The organism is Micromonospora sp. NPDC051006, from assembly GCF_044456245.1.
Classification (GTDB): Bacteria; Actinomycetota; Actinomycetes; order Mycobacteriales; family Micromonosporaceae; genus Micromonospora.
Window position 1 is genome coordinate 54,290 of the sequence record NZ_JBITFP010000013.1, and the last position, 17,569, is coordinate 71,858.

General features: G+C 71.7%; 11 protein-coding genes. 5 read left to right on the top strand and 6 right to left on the bottom strand.

The features are described from left to right. The first annotated feature begins 16 nt into the window (after positions 1 to 16). Complete coding sequence (locus ACIBBA_RS20340; protein WP_396699266.1) at positions 17 to 361, top strand: hypothetical protein; 345 nt, start codon at positions 17 to 19, stop codon at positions 359 to 361. Positions 362 to 475: 114 nt separating this feature from the next. Continuing rightward, positions 476 to 859, top strand: coding sequence for a hypothetical protein (locus ACIBBA_RS20345; RefSeq protein WP_350871883.1), 384 nt, complete (start codon positions 476 to 478; stop codon positions 857 to 859). Between the two features lie 110 nt (positions 860 to 969). Here ACIBBA_RS20345 and ACIBBA_RS20350 read toward each other — a convergent pair whose 3' ends face one another. Further along, the gene (locus tag ACIBBA_RS20350; RefSeq protein ID WP_396699268.1) at positions 970 to 2,712 is read right to left on the bottom strand and encodes a glycoside hydrolase family 6 protein; all 1,743 of its coding nucleotides are present in this window, start codon (positions 2,710 to 2,712) and stop codon (positions 970 to 972) included. 608 nt (positions 2,713 to 3,320) lie between these two features. Between ACIBBA_RS20350 and ACIBBA_RS20355 the strand changes: the two genes are divergently transcribed. Together ACIBBA_RS20355 and ACIBBA_RS20360 are read left to right on the top strand one after the other, a co-directional pair. Continuing rightward, entirely contained in the window at positions 3,321 to 4,559 is a 1,239-nt protein-coding gene (locus ACIBBA_RS20355) for a hypothetical protein (RefSeq protein WP_396699270.1), read from the top strand. After that, positions 4,543 to 5,241 (top strand): class F sortase, encoded by a 699-nt coding sequence (locus ACIBBA_RS20360; RefSeq protein ID WP_396699272.1) that lies wholly within the window; start codon positions 4,543 to 4,545, stop codon positions 5,239 to 5,241. Before ACIBBA_RS20355 ends, ACIBBA_RS20360 begins: the two co-directional genes overlap by 17 nt. A 65-nt stretch (positions 5,242 to 5,306) precedes the next feature. Here the strand turns inward: ACIBBA_RS20360 and ACIBBA_RS20365 are convergent, their stop codons facing one another. Beyond that, positions 5,307 to 10,367 carry an NAD-glutamate dehydrogenase gene (locus ACIBBA_RS20365; RefSeq protein WP_396699274.1) on the bottom strand — a complete coding sequence of 1,687 codons (5,061 nt, stop codon included), beginning with the start codon at positions 10,365 to 10,367 and terminating at the stop codon, positions 5,307 to 5,309. Positions 10,368 to 10,657: 290 nt separating this feature from the next. Here ACIBBA_RS20365 and ACIBBA_RS20370 point away from each other — a divergent pair, with 290 nt between their 5' ends. After that, positions 10,658 to 12,622, top strand: coding sequence for a penicillin-binding transpeptidase domain-containing protein (locus ACIBBA_RS20370; protein WP_396699277.1), 1,965 nt, complete (start codon positions 10,658 to 10,660; stop codon positions 12,620 to 12,622). A gap of 318 nt (positions 12,623 to 12,940) precedes the next feature. Here the strand turns inward: ACIBBA_RS20370 and ACIBBA_RS20375 are convergent, their stop codons facing one another. From ACIBBA_RS20375 to ACIBBA_RS20390, 4 genes are all read right to left on the bottom strand, one after another. Further along, positions 12,941 to 14,251: an arginase family protein gene (locus ACIBBA_RS20375; RefSeq protein ID WP_396699279.1), complete on the bottom strand. Its 1,311-nt coding sequence runs from the start codon at positions 14,249 to 14,251 to the stop codon at positions 12,941 to 12,943. A gap of 84 nt (positions 14,252 to 14,335) precedes the next feature. Beyond that, a complete protein-coding gene (locus tag ACIBBA_RS20380) occupies positions 14,336 to 15,244 on the bottom strand; it encodes a tetratricopeptide repeat protein (protein WP_396699281.1) in 909 nt (302 codons plus the stop codon). A gap of 102 nt (positions 15,245 to 15,346) precedes the next feature. Continuing rightward, complete coding sequence (locus ACIBBA_RS20385; protein ID WP_396699283.1) at positions 15,347 to 17,035, bottom strand: methylmalonyl-CoA mutase; 1,689 nt, start codon at positions 17,033 to 17,035, stop codon at positions 15,347 to 15,349. A gap of 94 nt (positions 17,036 to 17,129) precedes the next feature. Further along, positions 17,130 to 17,543, bottom strand: coding sequence for an Asp23/Gls24 family envelope stress response protein (locus tag ACIBBA_RS20390; protein ID WP_350871868.1), 414 nt, complete (start codon positions 17,541 to 17,543; stop codon positions 17,130 to 17,132). Between the last annotated feature and the right edge of the window lie 26 nt (positions 17,544 to 17,569).

Genomic DNA, 17,569 nt, shown 5'->3' on the forward strand with positions numbered 1-17,569 from the left:
AAAGGGTGATCGCCAGATGGACAACCGCAGCGAGCCGGCCCGCGATCCACTGATCACCGGGGCCGAGGAGGAACAGCGGCGGTCTGCGGCCGCGCGGCTGTTCGACATCCGCCGGGTGATCGGCGGCCTGTTCGTCGCGTACGGGGTCATCGTCGCCCTGATGGGCGTGTTCGACAGCCCGGCCGAGATCGACAAGGCGCAGGGCGTACGGATCAACCTCTGGGCCGGACTGGCGATGCTCGGTTTCGGCCTGCTGATGCTGCTCTGGCAGTGGCTCCGCCCGGCCGAGCCGCCGGCCACCCCCGAGGAGCGCGGCGTGATCGGCCCTCCGGACCGCCCGACCGGCGCCGACGGGCACTGAACCCGGGCCGGCCGGGCCGCCCGGATGGGAGTCGAACCCGCCGGGGCATGAGGAGCACCGGACGGGGTAGGCGAGGGGGATCAGGGACCGCGCTGGGGACAGGAGGGCAGCAGCATGAGCGATCGCGACCGCCAACCGCCGCTGGAGGAGAGCCCGGAGATGGCCGCCGCGGTGGACGACGACAGCACCGTCCCGCAGCTCATCACCGGGGGCGGCGCCGACCGGGACAATCCGTCCTTCGGCGAACCGGGGGCCCGCGTCGACCGGGACGCCCCGACGGACGACATCCTCGGCGACCCGTACGCGGCCGGTACCGGCGCCACCGGGACCGGGACCGGCGCCGGCGGCGACAACATCCGCACCGGCGCCGAGCAGCCCTGGGATCCGGAGGACCTGGTCATGGCGCGGGGTCAGGACCTCACGCCGGAGAACATCGAGCGGGCCCGCCAGGACCTGGCCGAGCTGGGTCGGGCGGCGGTGGAGCGGACGGTGCCCTGACCGGTGGCGCGAGAGGCCCCTGACCCGACCGGGGGACGGTCGGGTCAGGGGCCTGGGGGCCTGCCGCCGGCAGTGCCTCACCTACTGCCGGCGGCAGGCGGGCGGCACCCTCACAGTGCCGGGTAGGCGTTCCGCATCAGCTCCTGGAACTGGGCGGAGAACCACGCGCCGGAGATCGGCGCGTTCGGCAGGGCACCGGTCGGGTTGTTCCCGTTGCGCGGGTTGCCGGTGTACGTCGGGTCGCACATCCGGTCGAAGCCCTTGCCCTCGTCGTTCTCGATCAGCGTGCTGGAGCCATCCGACTCACCCGGGGGCTTCACCCAGACGTACGCGTCGATGCCCGTCTCCGGGGCGGCCTTCGGCCGCTCCCCCAGGCCCGCGCCGGACTGGTTGCACCAGTTGCCGGCGTGGATCCGGCGGTCGATCCGACCACCGTTGACGTAGGTGTCCACGTTGGTCGTCGCGCCCGGGCCGGTGGGCCGGGCGGTGCCGCCCCAGCCGTTGCGGGAGGTGTCGATCAGCATGCCGATGCCGGACTCGAAGCCGACCGAGACCAGCTTCTGCCGGAACGCCTGCGCGAACGAGAGCTCGTCGACGTACTGGTTCCAGTCGATCCACTTGGACTGCCGGACGGTCTGGCCGTTCACCGAGTCGGTGACCTTGACGTACGGCTCGCGCAGCGCCGAGTAGTTGGCCGTGTTGACGATGAAGCCGTGCACGTTGCGCACCGTGCTGCCGGAGGCGACGGCGGCGGACTTCAGCATGTCGGCGGTCGGGCCGAAGTTGCTGTCCCAGCCGATCCAGCCGTGGTGCGCGGCGTCGATGTAGTTGTAGACGTTGCCGATCGCGCCCAGCTTGGCCAGGGCGTAGCCGACGCCGTTGACGTAGGCGCCGTTCGCCTTGACCGTGTCGCACATCGTCGTGCCGCCCGGCTGGCCGGAGGTGTTGGTGACCAGATTCGGCAGTGAGTCGATCTCGATGATGTTGATGATCCGCAGGCTGGCGTACTTCGGGTCGGCCTGGATGGCGGCGATCGGGTCGATGTACTGGGCCTTGTACCTCGGCAGCTCGTCGGGGCCGAGCTCACCGTTGCTGGCGAGCGCGGCGCAGTCCCGGCCCGGCAGGTTGTAGATCACGAACTGGATGTAGCCGGCACCCTGCCGCAGCGCCTCGTCCAGGTGGTCGCGGACCCCGAACGCTCCGTTGGAGCTGCTGTCCGGAGTGCCGTTGATGGCGGCGATCCGGTCCAGCCAGACCGCGGTCGGGTTGCTGGAGATCCGGCTGCCGCCGGGCTCCGCGTCCGCCTTGGCCTTCCACTCCGGGTTCACGTAGCCCCGCGCCCCGGCGTACGGGTTGTCGACCTTGGTGCCCGGCGGCGGGTTCGTGGGTGGCGGGTCGGTGGGCGGCGGGTCGGTGGGCGGCGTGCCGCCGTTGCACGTCACCCCGTTGAGCGTGAACGAGGTGGGCTTCGGGTTGCTGCCGCTCCAGGCGCCGTTGAACCCGAGGCTGGTCGAGGCGCCGGTGGCCAGGCTGCCGTTGTACGACAGGCTACGGGCGGTGACCTGGCTGCCGGTCTGGGTGAACTCGGCGGACCAGCCCTGCTGCACCCGCTGGCCGGAGTTCGGGAACGTCCAGCCCAGCGTCCAGCCGTTGATCGGATCGCCGATGTTCTTGATGGTGATGCTCGCGGTGAAGCCACCCGGCCAGTCGTTCGTCGAGTAGGCGACGTCGCACTGGGTCGCCGCGTGCGCCACGGTGACCGGAATGGTCACCAACCCGCCGGCGACCAGGGCGCCCGCGCCGGCGAGCGCGAGTGCCCGGCGGGGGCCGGACAGTCTTCTCCACACATTCATGCCACTGATCTCCTTGGGCGAGACCGGGCCCGCGAACGGCCCGGCGGGTGGCCCGGTGGACGCCCTGGGGGCGGCCGCCGGTGCCAACGGGATGTTTCGGGGGGTGCCCGACCCGGACGGGCTGTGGTGGTGGTGCGAGCGACCGCCGGAGACAGCGCCGGTCGGTCGGTGGCGGGATGTCGTCCGGCGGGACCGGATGCCCTCGACACCTGCCTGCGCGGTGTGGCTCCCCGAACCGCGTGCAGCGATTCTCGCATGGGAGCGCTTCCATGGCAATGCCTCGATGCCTTGCGGTCGGCCGGCCGCCCTGGATCCGCGGGGCCGCCGGGGCGTCGCGGGACCGGGGTGACCGCTGGGACGGCCGCTACCCGGACGATGCCGGCCGACCGGTCCGAGTACGGCAGCGACTTACCGAGCCGGCGGCAACCCGGCGTCCGGGCGGGAACGCCACGGCCAGCAGTTAAAGACGCGTACCAGGTCTAACGGGCTTAATACCGATGAACGTAGAAACACGAATCTTTCCCTGCATAGGTCGTGAAACGGTCTAACGTCGGCCTTAGCTCGGGTGTCGCCGAGTAGAGGACAACAGGGATGGAGTGACGCAGGTCATGGCTAAGAAGATGCTCGGAAAGGTTGTCGCGGGCGCCGCCCTCGGTGGCGCGTCCCTCCTGGTGTTCGCGCCGGGGATCGCGTTCGCGGACGGCCACCACGACGGCAAGGACCGCGACGGCAAGGTCCTGGCCAAGCCGCACGTCGTGAAGGCCGGCGAGAAGGTCAAGATCCTGGAGATCTGCTCCGAGGAGCAGGAGCACGCCTTCGTCTGGTCGAAGGTCACCGGCAAGGTCAAGCTCAAGCCGGTGGACGACCGCGGCGACGACCGCAAGGACTGGCGGGGCGAGGAAGACTCCCACGACCGTGACGGCAAGGACGAGCACGGCAAGGACGACAAGGGCAAGGACGAGCACGGCAAGGACGACAAGGGCCGTGACCACGAGGGCAAGGACGAGCACGGCAAGGACGAGCACGGCAAGGACGACAAGGGCAAGGACGAGCACGGCAAGGACGACAAGGGCCGCGACCACGAGGGCAAGGACAACAACGGCAAGGACGAGAACGGCGAGAACGGCGAGAACGGCGAGAACGGCCAGCCCCCGGCCTACGACGGACAGCCGAACGGCCAGGGCGGCGGCCTGCTCGCCGACGGCGGCAAGGACGAGGACCGCAAGGACTGGAAGGGCGAGGAGCACGACCAGGCCGGCGACCGTGGCGACAAGGGCCACAAGGACGACGAGAAGGGCCACGACGAGAACGGCTCGTGGGACTCCAAGGACCGCGAGAACGGCCGCGAGGACGAGAACGGCTCCGACGAGTACGGCTCGGACTCGAAGAAGGACGAGAAGGGCCACGACGAGTACGGCTCGGACGAGAACGGCTCGTGGGAGTCGAAGGACCACGAGAACGGCTACGGCTCGGACTCGAAGGACGAGTACGGCTCGGACGAGAACGGCTCGTGGGACTCCAAGGACCGCGAGAACGGCCGCGAGGACGAGAAGTCCCGCGACCACGGCAAGGACGAAGACCGCTGGGAGCACAAGCGTGACTTCGTCTACCTCGGCGAGGCCAAGGTCGACAAGGACGCCAAGCCGGGCCGCTACGAGCTCAAGGGCTCGTGCGGCGAGGGCGAACTGGTCGTCCTGCCCCGGGGTGGGGTCGACGGTGGTGACGGTGGCGCCAGCACCGGCGCCGACCGGAACCTGGCCGCCGGTGGGGCCAGCCTGCTGGGCGCCGCGGCGCTGGGCGGGATCGTGCTGATGCGTCGCCGGCGGACCAATGAGTCCCTCGTCTGACGAGACGGCGACACGGGCCGGCGGCCGTCACGGGAAACCGTGGCGCGCCGCCGGCGCCGCCGTCGTCGTACTCCTCGCCCTGGCCGGCGCCGGGATGATCGGCGTATCCCTGCAGACCGACCCCGCTCCCCGCCCCCCGCAGCCCCTGGCCCAGGCCGGCCCCGAGGGCACCGGGCCCGCCGAGGCGGACCAGCCGGCCGAGGACGCGCCGGCCCCGGCCGCGCTCCCCCGGTCCGTACCCAGCACCATCACGATCCCCCGGATCGGGGTCGAGGCGAAGATCATGTCTCTCGGCACGAACCCGGACGGCACGGTCCAGGTGCCCCCGCTGGACCAGGCCCAGCTGGCCGGCTGGTACGAACCGGGACCCAGCCCCGGCGAGGTCGGCAACGCCGTCATCGTCGGGCACGTGGACTCGGCCAAGCTCGGCCCGGCGGTCTTCTTCGACCTCGGAGCGATGCAACCGGGAGACACTGTGACGGTGAACCGGGCGGACGGCCGGGCGGCGACCTTCCGGGTCGACTCGGTGAAGTCGTACCCGAAGGACTCGTTCCCCACCGAGCTGGTGTACGGCCCGAGTGACCGGCCGAGCCTGCGGGTGGTCACCTGCGGGGGCCAATTCGACGAGGCCGCGCGCAGCTACCTGAACAACGTCATCGTCTTCGCCAGCCTGGTCGGCTGAGCAGACCGACGCGGTCCGGCCGATCGGGGTCTCCCGATCGGCCGGACCGCGTCCGGCGTCGTCGATCAGGCCGCGGCGGAGGTCCGCACCAGGGTGCGGATCTGGCGCAGCAGCACCGACAGCGCGGCGAGGTCCGCCCGGGACTCGTCGAACTCGCCCATCGCCCGTTGTGCGCGGTGGATCGAGGTCTCGTTCGACTGCTCCCACTGCTGCACCCGCTCCTGCGGCCGCAGGCTGTCCGGCGTGGAGCCCAACACCTCCGCGGTGAGCGCGGCCAGCGCGGCGTACAGGTCGTAGCGCAGCGCCATCCGGGCCAGCGTCTGCCACCGGTCCTCGCGGGGCAGCAGGGAGATCTTCGACAGCAGCGAGTCCACCCGGAACAGGTCGGAGAGCACGAAGTAGACCGAAGCCACCTCGCCTACGTCCCGACCCGTGCTCGTCGCGGTCTCCACCACGTCCATCAGACCGAAGCTGTACATCAGCCGGGTCGCCTGCTCGGCCAGCTCGCGCGGCAGCCCCCGCTCGGTCATCGAGTCGATGTGCGCCGTGATGGACTCCCGTTCGCTGCCGTAGAAGAGGCTCTCCAGCCCCGGCAGCAGCCGCGCCACCCCGTCGCGCAGGCGGGTGATCTCCGCCGGCACGTCGATCGGCGAGCGGCGGTTCGTCACCAGCCACCGCACGGCCCGGTCGAGCAGCCGGCGAGTGTCCAGGTAGACGGTGGTCTGCAGCTCCGGCGAGACCTTGTTGTCCAGGGCCTCCACCGCGTCCCACAGCTCGCGCAGCCCGAAGACCTCGCGGACCACCACGTACGCTCGGATCACGTCCGCCGCGGAGGCGGCCGTCTCCTCCATCACCCGGAACACGAACGAGATGCCGCCCCGGTTGATCGCCTCGTTCACCAGCACCGTGGTGACGATGTCCCGGCGCAGCCGGTGCCGCGACATCCGGTCGGCGAAGCGCTCGCGCATCGGCGTCGGGAAGTAGTTGACCAGCACGTCGCTGGTCCACTCCTCGTCGGCCAGCCCCTCGGCGAGGATGTCCCGCTCCAGGACGATCTTGACGTACGCGAGCAGCACCGCGAATTCCGGCGCGGTGAGGCCGGACTCGATCCGGACCGCCAACTCCTCGTCCGGCGGCAGCGCCTCCAGCGACCGGTCCAGCGCGCCGGACCGCTCCAGGTCGTTGATCATCCGTCGGTGCACCGGGAGCAACGAGGCGGCCTGCGCCTGGGCGTTGTTGATCGCGCGGGCCTGGTCGTAGTTGTCCCGCAGCACCAGCTCGGCGACCTCGTCGGTCATCTCAGCCAGCAGCTCGTCCCGCGCCTCGGTCGTCAGCTCCCCGTCGCCGACCGCGGTGTTCAGCAGGATCTTGATGTTCACCTCGTGGTCGGAGGTGTCCACCCCGGCCGCGTTGTCGATGAAGTCGGTGTAGATCCGGCCGCCGGTCAGCGCGTACTCGATCCGGCCCAGCTGGGTGAAGCCCAGGTTGCCGCCCTCGCCGACCACCCGGCACCGCAGGCTCTTGCCGTCCACCCGGATCGCGTCGTTGGACTTGTCGCCCACCTCCGCGTTGGTCTGGCTGGACGCCTTGACGTAGGTGCCGATGCCGCCGTTCCAGAACAGGTCCACCGGCGCGGTCAGGATCGCCCGCATCAGCTCCTGCGGAGAGAGCTGGGTGGCGTCGTCGTCCAGGCCGAGCGCCGCCCGGACCTGCGGCGTGATCGGGATGGACTTGGCGGTACGCGGGAACACGCCGCCGCCGGCCGAGATCAGCTCGGTGTTGTAGTCCTCCCACGACGAGCGCGGCAGGTCGAAGAGCCGCTTCCGCTCGGCGTACGAGGTGGCGGCGTCCGGGTCCGGGTCGAGGATGATGTGCCGGTGGTCGAAGGCGGCCACCAGCCGGATGTGCTCGGAGAGCAGCATGCCGTTACCGAAGACGTCGCCGGACATGTCGCCGACGCCGACCACGGTGAAGTCCTCGCTCTGGGTGTCGTGCCCCAGCTCGCGGAAGTGCCGCTTGACCGACTCCCAGGCGCCCCGGGCGGTGATCCCCATCTTCTTGTGGTCGTAGCCGGCCGAGCCGCCGGAGGCGAACGCGTCGCCGAGCCAGAAGCCGTGCGCCGTGGAGATCTCGTTGGCGATGTCGGAGAAGGTGGCGGTGCCCTTGTCCGCCGCGACCACCATGTACGGGTCGTCGGTGTCGTGCCGGACCACGTCGTCCGGCGGCACGATCTGACCGCTGACGATGTTGTCCGTGACGTCGAGCAGCGCCGAGACGAACTCCTTGTAGCAGGCGACCGCCTCGTCCCGGTCCCCCGGCTTCTGCTTGAGCACGAAGCCGCCCTTGGCGCCCACCGGCACGATGACGGTGTTCTTCACCATCTGTGCCTTGACCAGGCCGAGCACCTCGGTACGGAAATCCTCCCGCCGGTCGGACCAGCGCAGCCCACCCCGGGCCACCGGCCCGAACCGCAGGTGCACACCCTCGAACCGCGGCGAGTAGACGAAGATCTCGAACTTCGGCCGCGGCGCCGGCAGGTCCGGGATGGCCTGCGGGTCGAGCTTGAACGCCACGTACGACTTCGGCCGCCCGTCGGAACGCCGCTGGTAGAAGCTGGTCCGCAGGGTGGCCTGCATCAGCGTCAGGTACGAGCGCAGGATCCGGTCCTGGTCGAGGCTGGCCACGTCGTCCAACTGATCGCGGATGGTCTCCACCAGCTCGGCGCTGCGCCGCTGCCGCTGCTCGGCGTCGGCCGAGCCCGGCGCGAACCGGGTCTCGAAGAGCTGCACCAGCAGCTCGGCGATCCGCGGGTAGGCGATGAAGGTCTGCTCCATGTAGTCCTGCGAGAAGACCGTGCCGGCCTGCCGCAGGTACTTCGCGTAGGCGCGGAGCACCACCACCTGCCGCCAGGTCAGCCCGGCGCGCAACACCAGCTCGTTGAAGCCGTCCACCTCGGCCTCGCCCCGCCACGCCGCCGCGAAGGCGTTCTCCACGTGCGGGCGCACCTCGGCCAGCTCCTGGTGCGCCTCGGGCAGTCGCAGCCCGAAGTCGTAGAGGAAGACCCGACCGTCGATCCGGTCCACCTCGTACGGGTGCTCGTCGACCACCCGGACGCCGAGCGAGTGCAGCACCGGCAGCACCGCCGAGAGCATCATCGGCTCGCCGTACCGGTAGACCTTGAACCGGACGTCCATCGTCTCGTCCAGGTCGGCGCCCGGCATCCGCGCCCCCGCCCGGGGGGCGAGCTGCTTGCGGAACAGGTGCATCTCCAGCTGGCCGGGCTCCTCGAGCAGCTCCAGCTTGGCCAGGTCCTTCATCGCCTCGTACGGCGTGTGCCCGTCCTTGTAGCCCTCCGGGAACGCGTCGGCGTACCGGGCGAAGAGATGCTTGGCCTGCTCGTCGCCGAGCTTGCGCTCCAGCACCAGCCGGTAGTCGTCGTCCCAGAGCCGGGTCGCGTCGGCCAGCTCCTCGGCGAGCAGGTCGGCGTCGATGTCACCCGGCGGCTTGGTCGGGTCGGTCCGGACGATGAAGTGCACCCGGGCGAGCATCGACTCGGTGACCCGGGTCGTGTAGTCCACCCCGACCCCGTTCAGCTCGCGCAGCAGGATGTCCTGCATGCGCAGCCGGTTCTGAGTGGTGAACCGGTCCCGGGGCAGGTAGATCAGGCAGGAGATGAACCGCCCGTACGCGTCCTTGCGCAGGAAGACCCGCAGCTGCCGGCGGCCCGCCATGCGCAGCACGCCGATCACCGCGTGGTAGAGGTCGTCTGTCTTGATCTGGAAGAGCTCGTCGCGCGGGTAGGTCTCCAGGATCTGCAGCAGGTCCTTGCCGGAGTGGCTGCGCTGGCTCAGCCCGGAGCGGTCCAGCACCTCGGCGACCTTGCGGCGGACCACCGGCAGTTCCCGAACACTGGTGCGGTACGCGGCGGTCGAGAAGAGACCCAGGAACCGCCGCTCGCCGATCACCTCGCCGGCCTCGTTGAAGATCTTGAACCCGATGTAGTCCAGGTAGGCCGAGCGGTGCACGGTGGCCCGCGAGTTGGCCTTCGTGATGATCAACAGGCGCTTCTCCAGCACCTTCTCGTGCGCCTCGGGGGGCATCGACGACAGCGCCCGCGCCTCCGGCGCGTCCTGCCGCAGGATGCCCAGCCCGGTGCCGAGCACCGCCTCCAGCGCCTGGCCGCCCTCGGGCGCCCCGACCAGCCGGTACTCCCGGTAGCCGAGGAAGGTGAAGTGGTCGTGGGCGAGCCAGCGCAGCAGTTCGACCGAGTCGGTGATGTCCTTCTCCGGCACCGGCGGACGGTTGTCGCTGGTGCGGGCGGCGGCCAGCTCGTCGGCGAGCGACAGGGCACGCTGGCGCATCTTCGGCCAGTCCTCCACCGCCTCCCGCACGTCGGTGAGGACCCGCTGGAGTTCGCGGCGCAGGCGGTCCCGTTCGGCGGCGTCGCGGACCGGATCGATCTCGATCCGCATCCAACTCTCCACCAGGTCACCGGAGATGGCGTCGTCCGGCTCCACATCGGCGGCCACCTCGGTCAACCGCCCCAACGGCTCCCGCCGGACCACCACCAGCGGGTGCACCAGCAGGTGCACGTCGAGGTGGTGCGAGTTGAGCAACGCGGTCACCGAGTCGACCAGGAAGGGCATGTCGTCGACGACGATCTCGATCACGCTGTGGTGCTGCTCGGCGTCCGGCTCGTGGATGCGCAGCTTCAGCTCGCCCGGCACCCGCTGTTGGGCCAGATCCCGGTGCGCCCGGGCCGCCTCGATCATCTCCTCGGCGGTGAAGCCGATCAGCTCCTCGTCCGGCGCGAATCGCCAGAAGCGGCTGACCAGGGTCGCCGCGTCGTGGTCCTCCCCGGCGAGCGCGACCGCCTGAGCCACCAGGCGCTCCGCGTTGGGTACCGGCTCGTCGAGCTCGGCGTCCTCCGCGTCGTCAGCCAACGCCTCGGTCGGAAGACCGAGATCGTAGATGGTGTCGATACTCGACCCGGTCAATCCGGTGACCCCGGTGTCGAGTCGGCCGTAGCCGTCACCGTCGGTCACCGAATCGAAGCTGTCATCGTCCCGGCCGGTGTCATCCTGCCGGAGGTCGGGTTCCGGTTTGATCGCCGGACGCCGGTCCATCGGTGCCACTCCCCTCGACCCACCGCGTTGTGGGTCACTCTGCCGCCCAGCCTAGGCCTGCCGCCCTGCGCCGTTCTCGGCGGACCACCGGCCGGACGTCCGGATCGGGACTCTGTCCTTTCACCCGTTGCGGGTCCGAGGTTGGCCGCTTGCCGAGTACCCCGCCCCGCGATGTTCATCACACTGTCGCGGGTCCGTCTTTACGCACGTCGGCTCCCGTTCGGGGACGATAGGGACGGCGTTCGCGTACTACCGTGCAGGGCAGCCCGAAATCGGAGGGAACTCGCTCCATGCACCTGTCGTACCCACCGCGCCGCCACCGCTACTCATTCCGGCGTCCGCTCGCCGCCCTCGCCGCCACCGTCCTCGCCGCCGGCGCGCTCGCCGGCTGCTCGGGCGAGGACGGCCCGGAGCGCAGCGTCGACACCTTCCTGGCCGGCTGGCGGACGGGAGACCTCCAAGCCGTGGGCTTCGTCGACGCGACCGGCGCCAAGATCCCGGCCGCCGACGTGGCCCAGCAGCTCAAGGAGCTCTCCGGCGAGCTGGCGGCCACCCCGCCCAAGCTGACCCGGCAGGGCGACCCGAAGATCACCGCCAACACCGCCACCGCAGCCATCCGGGTGGAGTGGGCCCTGCCCGGCGACACCCGCTGGGCGTACGACCGGCAGGTGCGGCTGAGCCGGGGCGGCGACGACCAGTGGCAGGTGATCTGGGAGCCGCGGCTGGTGCAGGAGAATCTCACCAAGGGTGACCGGCTGGGTCTGCGCCGGGACGCCGGCCCTCGGGCGGCGGTGCTCGACGGCGCCGGCCAGCCGATCGTGGCGCCCCGGCCGGTGGTCCGGGTGGGCATCCAGCCCAACCAGGTGCCTGACGTCAGGGGGCTGGTCGAGAAGCTCGACGCGGCGTTCCGGGCGATCCGGCCGGCGCTGGTGCCCGCCGTCGACCTCGCCGACCTGCCCAAGCGGCTCGCCGAGGCCGACCCGGGCGCGTTCGTCGAGGTGGTGACGTTGCGCGAGGAGGCCTACCGGCAGATCAAGCCGCGCATCTACGACCTGCCGGGCACGAAGTTCCAATCCGAGAAGCTGGACCTGGCGCCCACCCGCGAGTTCGCCCGGGCGCTGCTCGGCTCGGTCGACCCCGCGCAGGCCGACGACCTGGCCGCGCACCCGGACCGGTACGCCGCCGGTGACCTGGTCGGCCACGGCGGCCTGCAGGGCCGCTACGACGACCGGCTACGCGGAAAGCCCGGGCTGACCGTGCTCATCGAGCGGCCGGGCGAGGACGGCAAGCTGGTGCCGACCGGCACCGAGGTGTTCCACCACGCCCCCGAGCCCGGGCAGGCGGTGAAGACCACCCTCGACGTGGCCGTCCAGAACGCGGCCGACTCGGCGCTGCGTGCCGAGAAGCGGCGGGCCGCACTGGTGGCGGTGCGGATCAGCGACGGCGCCGTGCTCGCCGCCGCGAACGGCCCCGGCCCGGCCGGCGAGAACCTGGCCTTCACCGCCCAGGTCCCGCCCGGCTCGACGTTCAAGATGGTGAGCGCGCTCGGCCTGCTGGACAAGGGCGCGGTGACGCCGGACGCGACCGTTGACTGCCCGAAGACCTTCACGGTGGAGGGTCGGTCGTTCAAGAATTCCGACAACTTCGCACTCGGTCGGGTGCCGTTCCGCACCGACTTCGCCAAGTCCTGCAACACCGCCTTCGCCGCCCTCGCGCCGAAGCTGGGCGGCGACGGGCTGGCCGTCGCCGGCCGCTCGCTGGGCCTGGAGGCGAAGTGGGACGTCGGCGTCGACGCGTTCAGCGGCAAGGTCTCGGTGAACGGGTCCGCGGCCGAACAGGCCGCCGCGGCGTTCGGGCAGGGCACCACCGTGGTCAGCCCGCTGGCCATGGCCGGCGCCACCGCGGCCGTCGCCCGGGGGCGCTTCGAGCAGCCGAAGCTGCTGCTGGACCCGGCCCCGGCCGCGCCGGCCGCCGCCGGACCGGACCTCAAGCCGGAGTCGGTCGAGGCGGTACGGGCGATGATGCGCGAGGTGGTCACGGCCGGCACCGGCAGCGCGTTGAAGGACGTCCCCGGCGACCCCGTCCACGGCAAGACCGGCACCGCCGAGTACGACAACAACCCGGCGCACACCCACGCCTGGTTCGTCGGCTGGCGGGGCGACGTGGCCTTTGCCGTCTTCGTCGAGCAGGGCGGCTCCAGCACCGCCTCCGCTGTCCCGATCAGCGAGCGCTTCCTCCGCGCCCTGCCCCGCTGAAGGCTCGGGAGCTGAGTCGTTGGTGACATCAGCTCCAGACGGACCGACGATCCACCGCAGGGCCGCCGGCCACGACTCGCCGCACTGTCGAACTGCCCCACTTATGGGACACGGCAGTCCGGGAAACAGCTGGCCGAGGTACCGGAGATGGTGGTGGGCGCGAGCGCCGTGCTCACCCCGGAGCAGGCCGCCGAGGCGGGTGAGGCCGGGGCCGGCGGCACGGCGCTACGGCTCCGCGTCCAGCGGCGGTCTCAAATATGGGGCAGTTCGACAGGGTTCGGCGGCACCCATCGGTTCGGGCCACCCGGCCGGAGGTGGTCAGGCGATGCCGGCGGCGGTGCGGGGAGTGTCGTCGTCGTCATCCGCCGGCGGAAGCGGCGCTTCCGACTCGCTTCCCTGAGCGGGAACCGGGCCGGGCGTGGCGGCCGCGGCGGCGGCGGCCGGAGCCCGACGCAGCAGGCCCGGACCGGCCGCGGCCGGCGGGCCGACCGGCTCCAGCCCGACCGGCTCCCCGGTCAGCACGCCGAGGGCACCGCGCGGAACCGCCGGCGCCACGGCTCCGGGGCTGTCCGCGTCCCGCTCGTCCGCCTCAACGGTGGGGCGCACGGTGGCCGGAACCGGCGGGATCGCGGCGGGAACGGCCGGGCGGCCGTTGCCACGACGCGGTCCGGGCGCGGCCGACGGGCCCGGGAGCAGCCGGGGCGGCACCGCCTCCGGGGCGGTCACCGGGGCCAGGCCGGCCACGACGGTGTTGACGATCTCGGCGGCGTAGGTGCCGTCGGGGTCGTAATCGGGGTCGAAGACGGTCAGCTCCACGCCGAGGCAGTGCGGGGTGTCCACCAGCCCGGCGAGCAGGATCTCCAGCTCGGCGAAGGCGATGCCGCCCGGGTCGGGGGCGTCCACCGCCGGCATCACCGCCGGGTCCAGCACGTCCACGTCGATGTGCACCCAGTAGCCGGCGCAGTCGGCGAGCTGCTCGTGCGCCCACTGAGCGGTGCGCGCGGCGCCCTCGGCGCGCAGCGCCGGCACCGGCCGGGTGGTGATCCCGGCGGCCTGCAGGTCGAGGCGGTACTCGTCCTGTGCGCGGATGCCGAGCACCACCACGTCGATGTCCCGGAAGTATGGCCGGCGCCCCTCGATCGCGGCCAGGTCGGCCTGCCCCCGGCCGGTGACCAGGGCGAGGTCCTCGCCGGCGGCCGCACCCACGTACGAGGCGTTGCCCGGGTGCCGGAAGTCGGAGTGTCCGTCGACGAAGACCAGCCCGATCCGGCCGCCGACCGCCTCACCGAGCCGGTGCATGGCCAGCGCCGAACCGATCAGGACGGAGCAGTCGCCCCCGAGCACCAGCGGAAACTCGCCACGGTCGATGATCGATCCGATCCGCTCGGCGAGCGCCGCGGAGTAGTCCGCGATCTCCCGGGCGTGGCAGACGCCGTCGCCGGGTCGCCAGTCGCCCGGGTCGTACCGTGGCGCGGTGACGCAGCCCGCGTCGCGGGCCCGCAACCGGGCCAGCAGGTCCTGGTCACGCAGCGCGCCGGGCGCCTTGGCGCAGCCGGGCACGGAGCTGGGCGTGGGTGGGCGCAGACCAAGGTTTGTCGGCGCGTCGAGGACGGCGATCCGGCGCATCATGGGCTCCCGTCCTCGGTGGTCGGGCGGGCCGGCCGGAACGCCGGCCCGCGCTGGCGTGCTACGTGCTCGGAACCGTGTCGTTGCTCAGAACAGGGCGCTGGCGAGGGCCCGCCGGGCCGAGGCGACCGCCGGGTCGTCCGGACCGGCCATGGTGAAGAGGCCGACGAGGTGCTGACGTACCTTCTCGCGCTCGTCGCCGGCGGTGCGGCGGACCACGCCGACCAGGCGCTTGTAGGCCTGCTCGGCAAGGCCGCTGAGCACCTCGATGTCGGCGGCCAGCAGCTGGGCGTCGACGTCGTCGGGGTTGGCCTCGGCGGCGGCCAGCGCCGCCCGCGGGTCGGCGCCGGAGACCCGGCGGGCCAGGCCGACCTGGGCCAGGCCGGCCTCGGCCGCGGCGTCCGCCGGGGCGTCGGCCAGGATCTTCCGGTACGCCCGCTCGGCGGCGTCCAGGTCGCCGCTCATCAGGGCGTCGTCGGCCTCGTCGAGACGCGGGTCGACCGGCTCGGCGACGCTGACGCCGCCGGCCTTCAGCACCGCCTGGATCCACTGCCGCAGCTGCGCCTCGGGCACCACCCCGGAGAAGGCGTCGACCGGCTGGCCGCCGACCACCGCGTAGACCATCGGGATGCCCTGCACCCGGAACATCTGAGCGATTCGCGGGTTGGCGTCCACGTCGATCTTGGCGAGCACCCAGGCCCCGCCGCCCTCGACCGCCAGCCGCTCCAGCACCGGGGAGAGCTGCTTGCACGGCTCGCACCACTCGGCCCAGAAGTCGATCACGACCGGTGTCGTCAGCGACCGTTCCAGCACCTCGGACTGGAAGGTCGCCTCGGTCACGTCGATGACCGTGGCGCCGCCGCCGACGGCGCCCCCCGGCGCGCCGGCGGGCGGACCGGCCTGGGCCGGGGTGGAGGACGGGGCAGGGGTGCGCAGCGCGCTGAGGTCGACCGCGCCGCGGGTGAAGATCGACGAGGTGATCCGTGGGTCGCTCATGGTTACCTAGTCTCGCACGGACCCCGCCGAACTCAGATCAACCGCGACGGCGACAGTTGCAGTTCTCACCCTGCTCACCGGCCCCCTCCGGCCCCGCCCCGATCAGAAGCGGGCGGGCTCGCGGTAGGTGCCCCACTCGGCACGCAGCGCGTCGCAGATCTCGCCCAGGGTCGCCTCGGCCCGGACGGCGTCGAGCATCGCCGGGATCATGTTCCCGTCGGTGCGGCTGACCTCGACCATCCGGGCGACAGCGGCCTTGACCGCGGCGTCGTCCCGGCCGGCCTTCCGCTCGGCCAGCACCCGCCGCTGCTCCAGCTCCACCTCGTGCGAGATGCGCAGGATCTCCAGGTCCTTGGCGACCGTGCCGGTGTGACAGTTCACCCCGACGATCTTCTTGTCGCCCTTCTCCAGCGCCTGCTGGTAGACGAACGCGGACTCGGCGATGTGGCCGGTGAACCAGCCGTCCTCGATGCCGCGCAGGATGCCGGAGGTCATCGGGCCGATCTGGTGCGGGCCCTCGCCGCCGAGCTGGCGGATCCGGGCGAAGATCTCCTCGGCCTCGGCCTCGATCTTGTCGGTGAGCGCCTCGACGTACCAGGAGCCGCCGAGCGGGTCGGCCACGTTGACCACCCCGGTCTCCTCCATCAGCACCTGCTGGGTACGCAGGGCGATCTCGGCGGACTCGTCGGTCGGCAGCGCGAGGGTCTCGTCCAGCGCGTTGGTGTGCAGCGAGTTGGTGCCGCCGAGCACGGCCGCCAGGGCCTCGACGGCGGTCCGCACCACGTTGTTGACCGGCTGCTGGGCGGTCAGCGACACCCCGGCGGTCTGGGTGTGGAACCGCAGCCAGAGTGCCTTCTCGCTGGTGGCGCCGTAGACGTCGCGCAGCCAGCGGGCCCAGATCCGGCGGGCGGCCCGGAACTTGGCGATCTCCTCGAAGAAGTCGACGTGCGAGTCGAAGAAGAAGCTGAGGCCCGGGGCGAAGACGTTGACGTCCAGCCCGCGCGAGAGGCCCAGCTCGACGTAGCCGAAGCCGTCCGCGAGGGTGTACGCCAGCTCCTGCGCGGCGGTCGAGCCGGCCTCGCGGATGTGGTAGCCGGAGACCGACAGCGGCTTGTAGCGCGGGATCTCCCCGGCGCAGTACTCCATCAGGTCGCCGATCAGGCGCAGGTGCGGCTCGGGGTCGAAGAGCCACTCCTTCTGCGCGATGTACTCCTTGAAGATGTCGGTCTGCAGCGTCCCGTCCAGGGTGGACAGGTCGGCGCCCTGCCGCTCGGCGGCGACGAGGTACATGCAGAAGACCGGCACCGCCGGACCGGAGATGGTCATGGAGGTGGTGACGCCGGCCAGGTCGATGCCGTCGAAGAGTGCCTCCATGTCGGCGGCGGTGTCGATGGCGACGCCGCAGTGCCCCACCTCGCCGAGCGCCTGCGGGTCGTCCGAGTCGCGGCCCATCAGGGTCGGCATGTCGAACGCCACGGAGAGACCGCCGCCGCCGGCGCCCAGGATCATCTTGTAGCGCTCGTTGGTCTGCTGGGCGTTGCCGAAGCCGGCGAACTGCCGGATGGTCCAGGTCCGGCCCCGGTAGCCGGTCGGGTACAGCCCCCGGGTGTACGGGTACTCGCCCGGCCAGCCGATCCGCTCGAAGCCCGGGTAGGCGACCCCCTCGGGCGGCCCGTAGACCGGGTCCACGCTCATCCCCGAGAGGGTGGTGAAGTCCGCGTCCCGCTTGCGCGCGGCGTCGTACCGGGCCTGCCAGCGGGCCCGTCCGGCGGCGATCTCGTCGGCGTTCATAGCGGGGCTCCTCCTCGAGTCCTCGACTGCACGTCGAGTGTAGAGCCCCTGCCTGAACGATCGCTAAGTAAGCTGGTACCGGCGGGTAACCTGATCAGGCCGTCGGCGCGGCCGGGCCACCCAGCGCCACGTCGTCGACCCGCAGGTTGACCTCGTCCACCCGCAGCCCGTACGCCTCGACCGCCGCGGTCACCGCCACCCGGACCGCCTCGGTCACCTCGGGCACCGTCCGGCCGGCCTCGATCACGATGACCAGGTTGATCACCGCGGCGCCGTTGGTGACGTGCGCCGAGCAGCCGCGCCGGGCGTCGCCGACCTGGTCCAGGCCGACCTTGTCGAGGACCGCGTTGAAGAACCGCGCCACGTCGCCACCCAGCTCGGTCACCCCGGGCACCGACCGGGCGGCGGCGACCGCGATCTTCTCCACCACCTCGTCGGAGACGGACGTCGTACCGCCCGCCACCGCCTGCGGCGTCACCGACAGCTCCTGCGTCGCCTCGTCAGCCATGGTCTCCCCAAAACCGTCGCACCGCC

Coding starts and splice junctions, on each gene's coding strand:
- ACIBBA_RS20385 (WP_396699283.1), bottom strand. CDS start 17,035: ATGAACGCCGACGAGATCGCCGCCGGACGGGCCCGCTGGCAGGCCCGG.
- ACIBBA_RS20390 (WP_350871868.1), bottom strand. CDS start 17,543: ATGGCTGACGAGGCGACGCAGGAGCTGTCGGTGACGCCGCAGGCGGTG.
- ACIBBA_RS20360 (WP_396699272.1), top strand. CDS start 4,543: ATGAGTCCCTCGTCTGACGAGACGGCGACACGGGCCGGCGGCCGTCAC.
- ACIBBA_RS20340 (WP_396699266.1), top strand. CDS start 17: ATGGACAACCGCAGCGAGCCGGCCCGCGATCCACTGATCACCGGGGCC.
- ACIBBA_RS20370 (WP_396699277.1), top strand. CDS start 10,658: ATGCACCTGTCGTACCCACCGCGCCGCCACCGCTACTCATTCCGGCGT.
- ACIBBA_RS20365 (WP_396699274.1), bottom strand. CDS start 10,367: ATGGACCGGCGTCCGGCGATCAAACCGGAACCCGACCTCCGGCAGGAT.
- ACIBBA_RS20355 (WP_396699270.1), top strand. CDS start 3,321: ATGGCTAAGAAGATGCTCGGAAAGGTTGTCGCGGGCGCCGCCCTCGGT.
- ACIBBA_RS20375 (WP_396699279.1), bottom strand. CDS start 14,251: ATGATGCGCCGGATCGCCGTCCTCGACGCGCCGACAAACCTTGGTCTG.
- ACIBBA_RS20345 (WP_350871883.1), top strand. CDS start 476: ATGAGCGATCGCGACCGCCAACCGCCGCTGGAGGAGAGCCCGGAGATG.
- ACIBBA_RS20380 (WP_396699281.1), bottom strand. CDS start 15,244: ATGAGCGACCCACGGATCACCTCGTCGATCTTCACCCGCGGCGCGGTC.
- ACIBBA_RS20350 (WP_396699268.1), bottom strand. CDS start 2,712: ATGAATGTGTGGAGAAGACTGTCCGGCCCCCGCCGGGCACTCGCGCTC.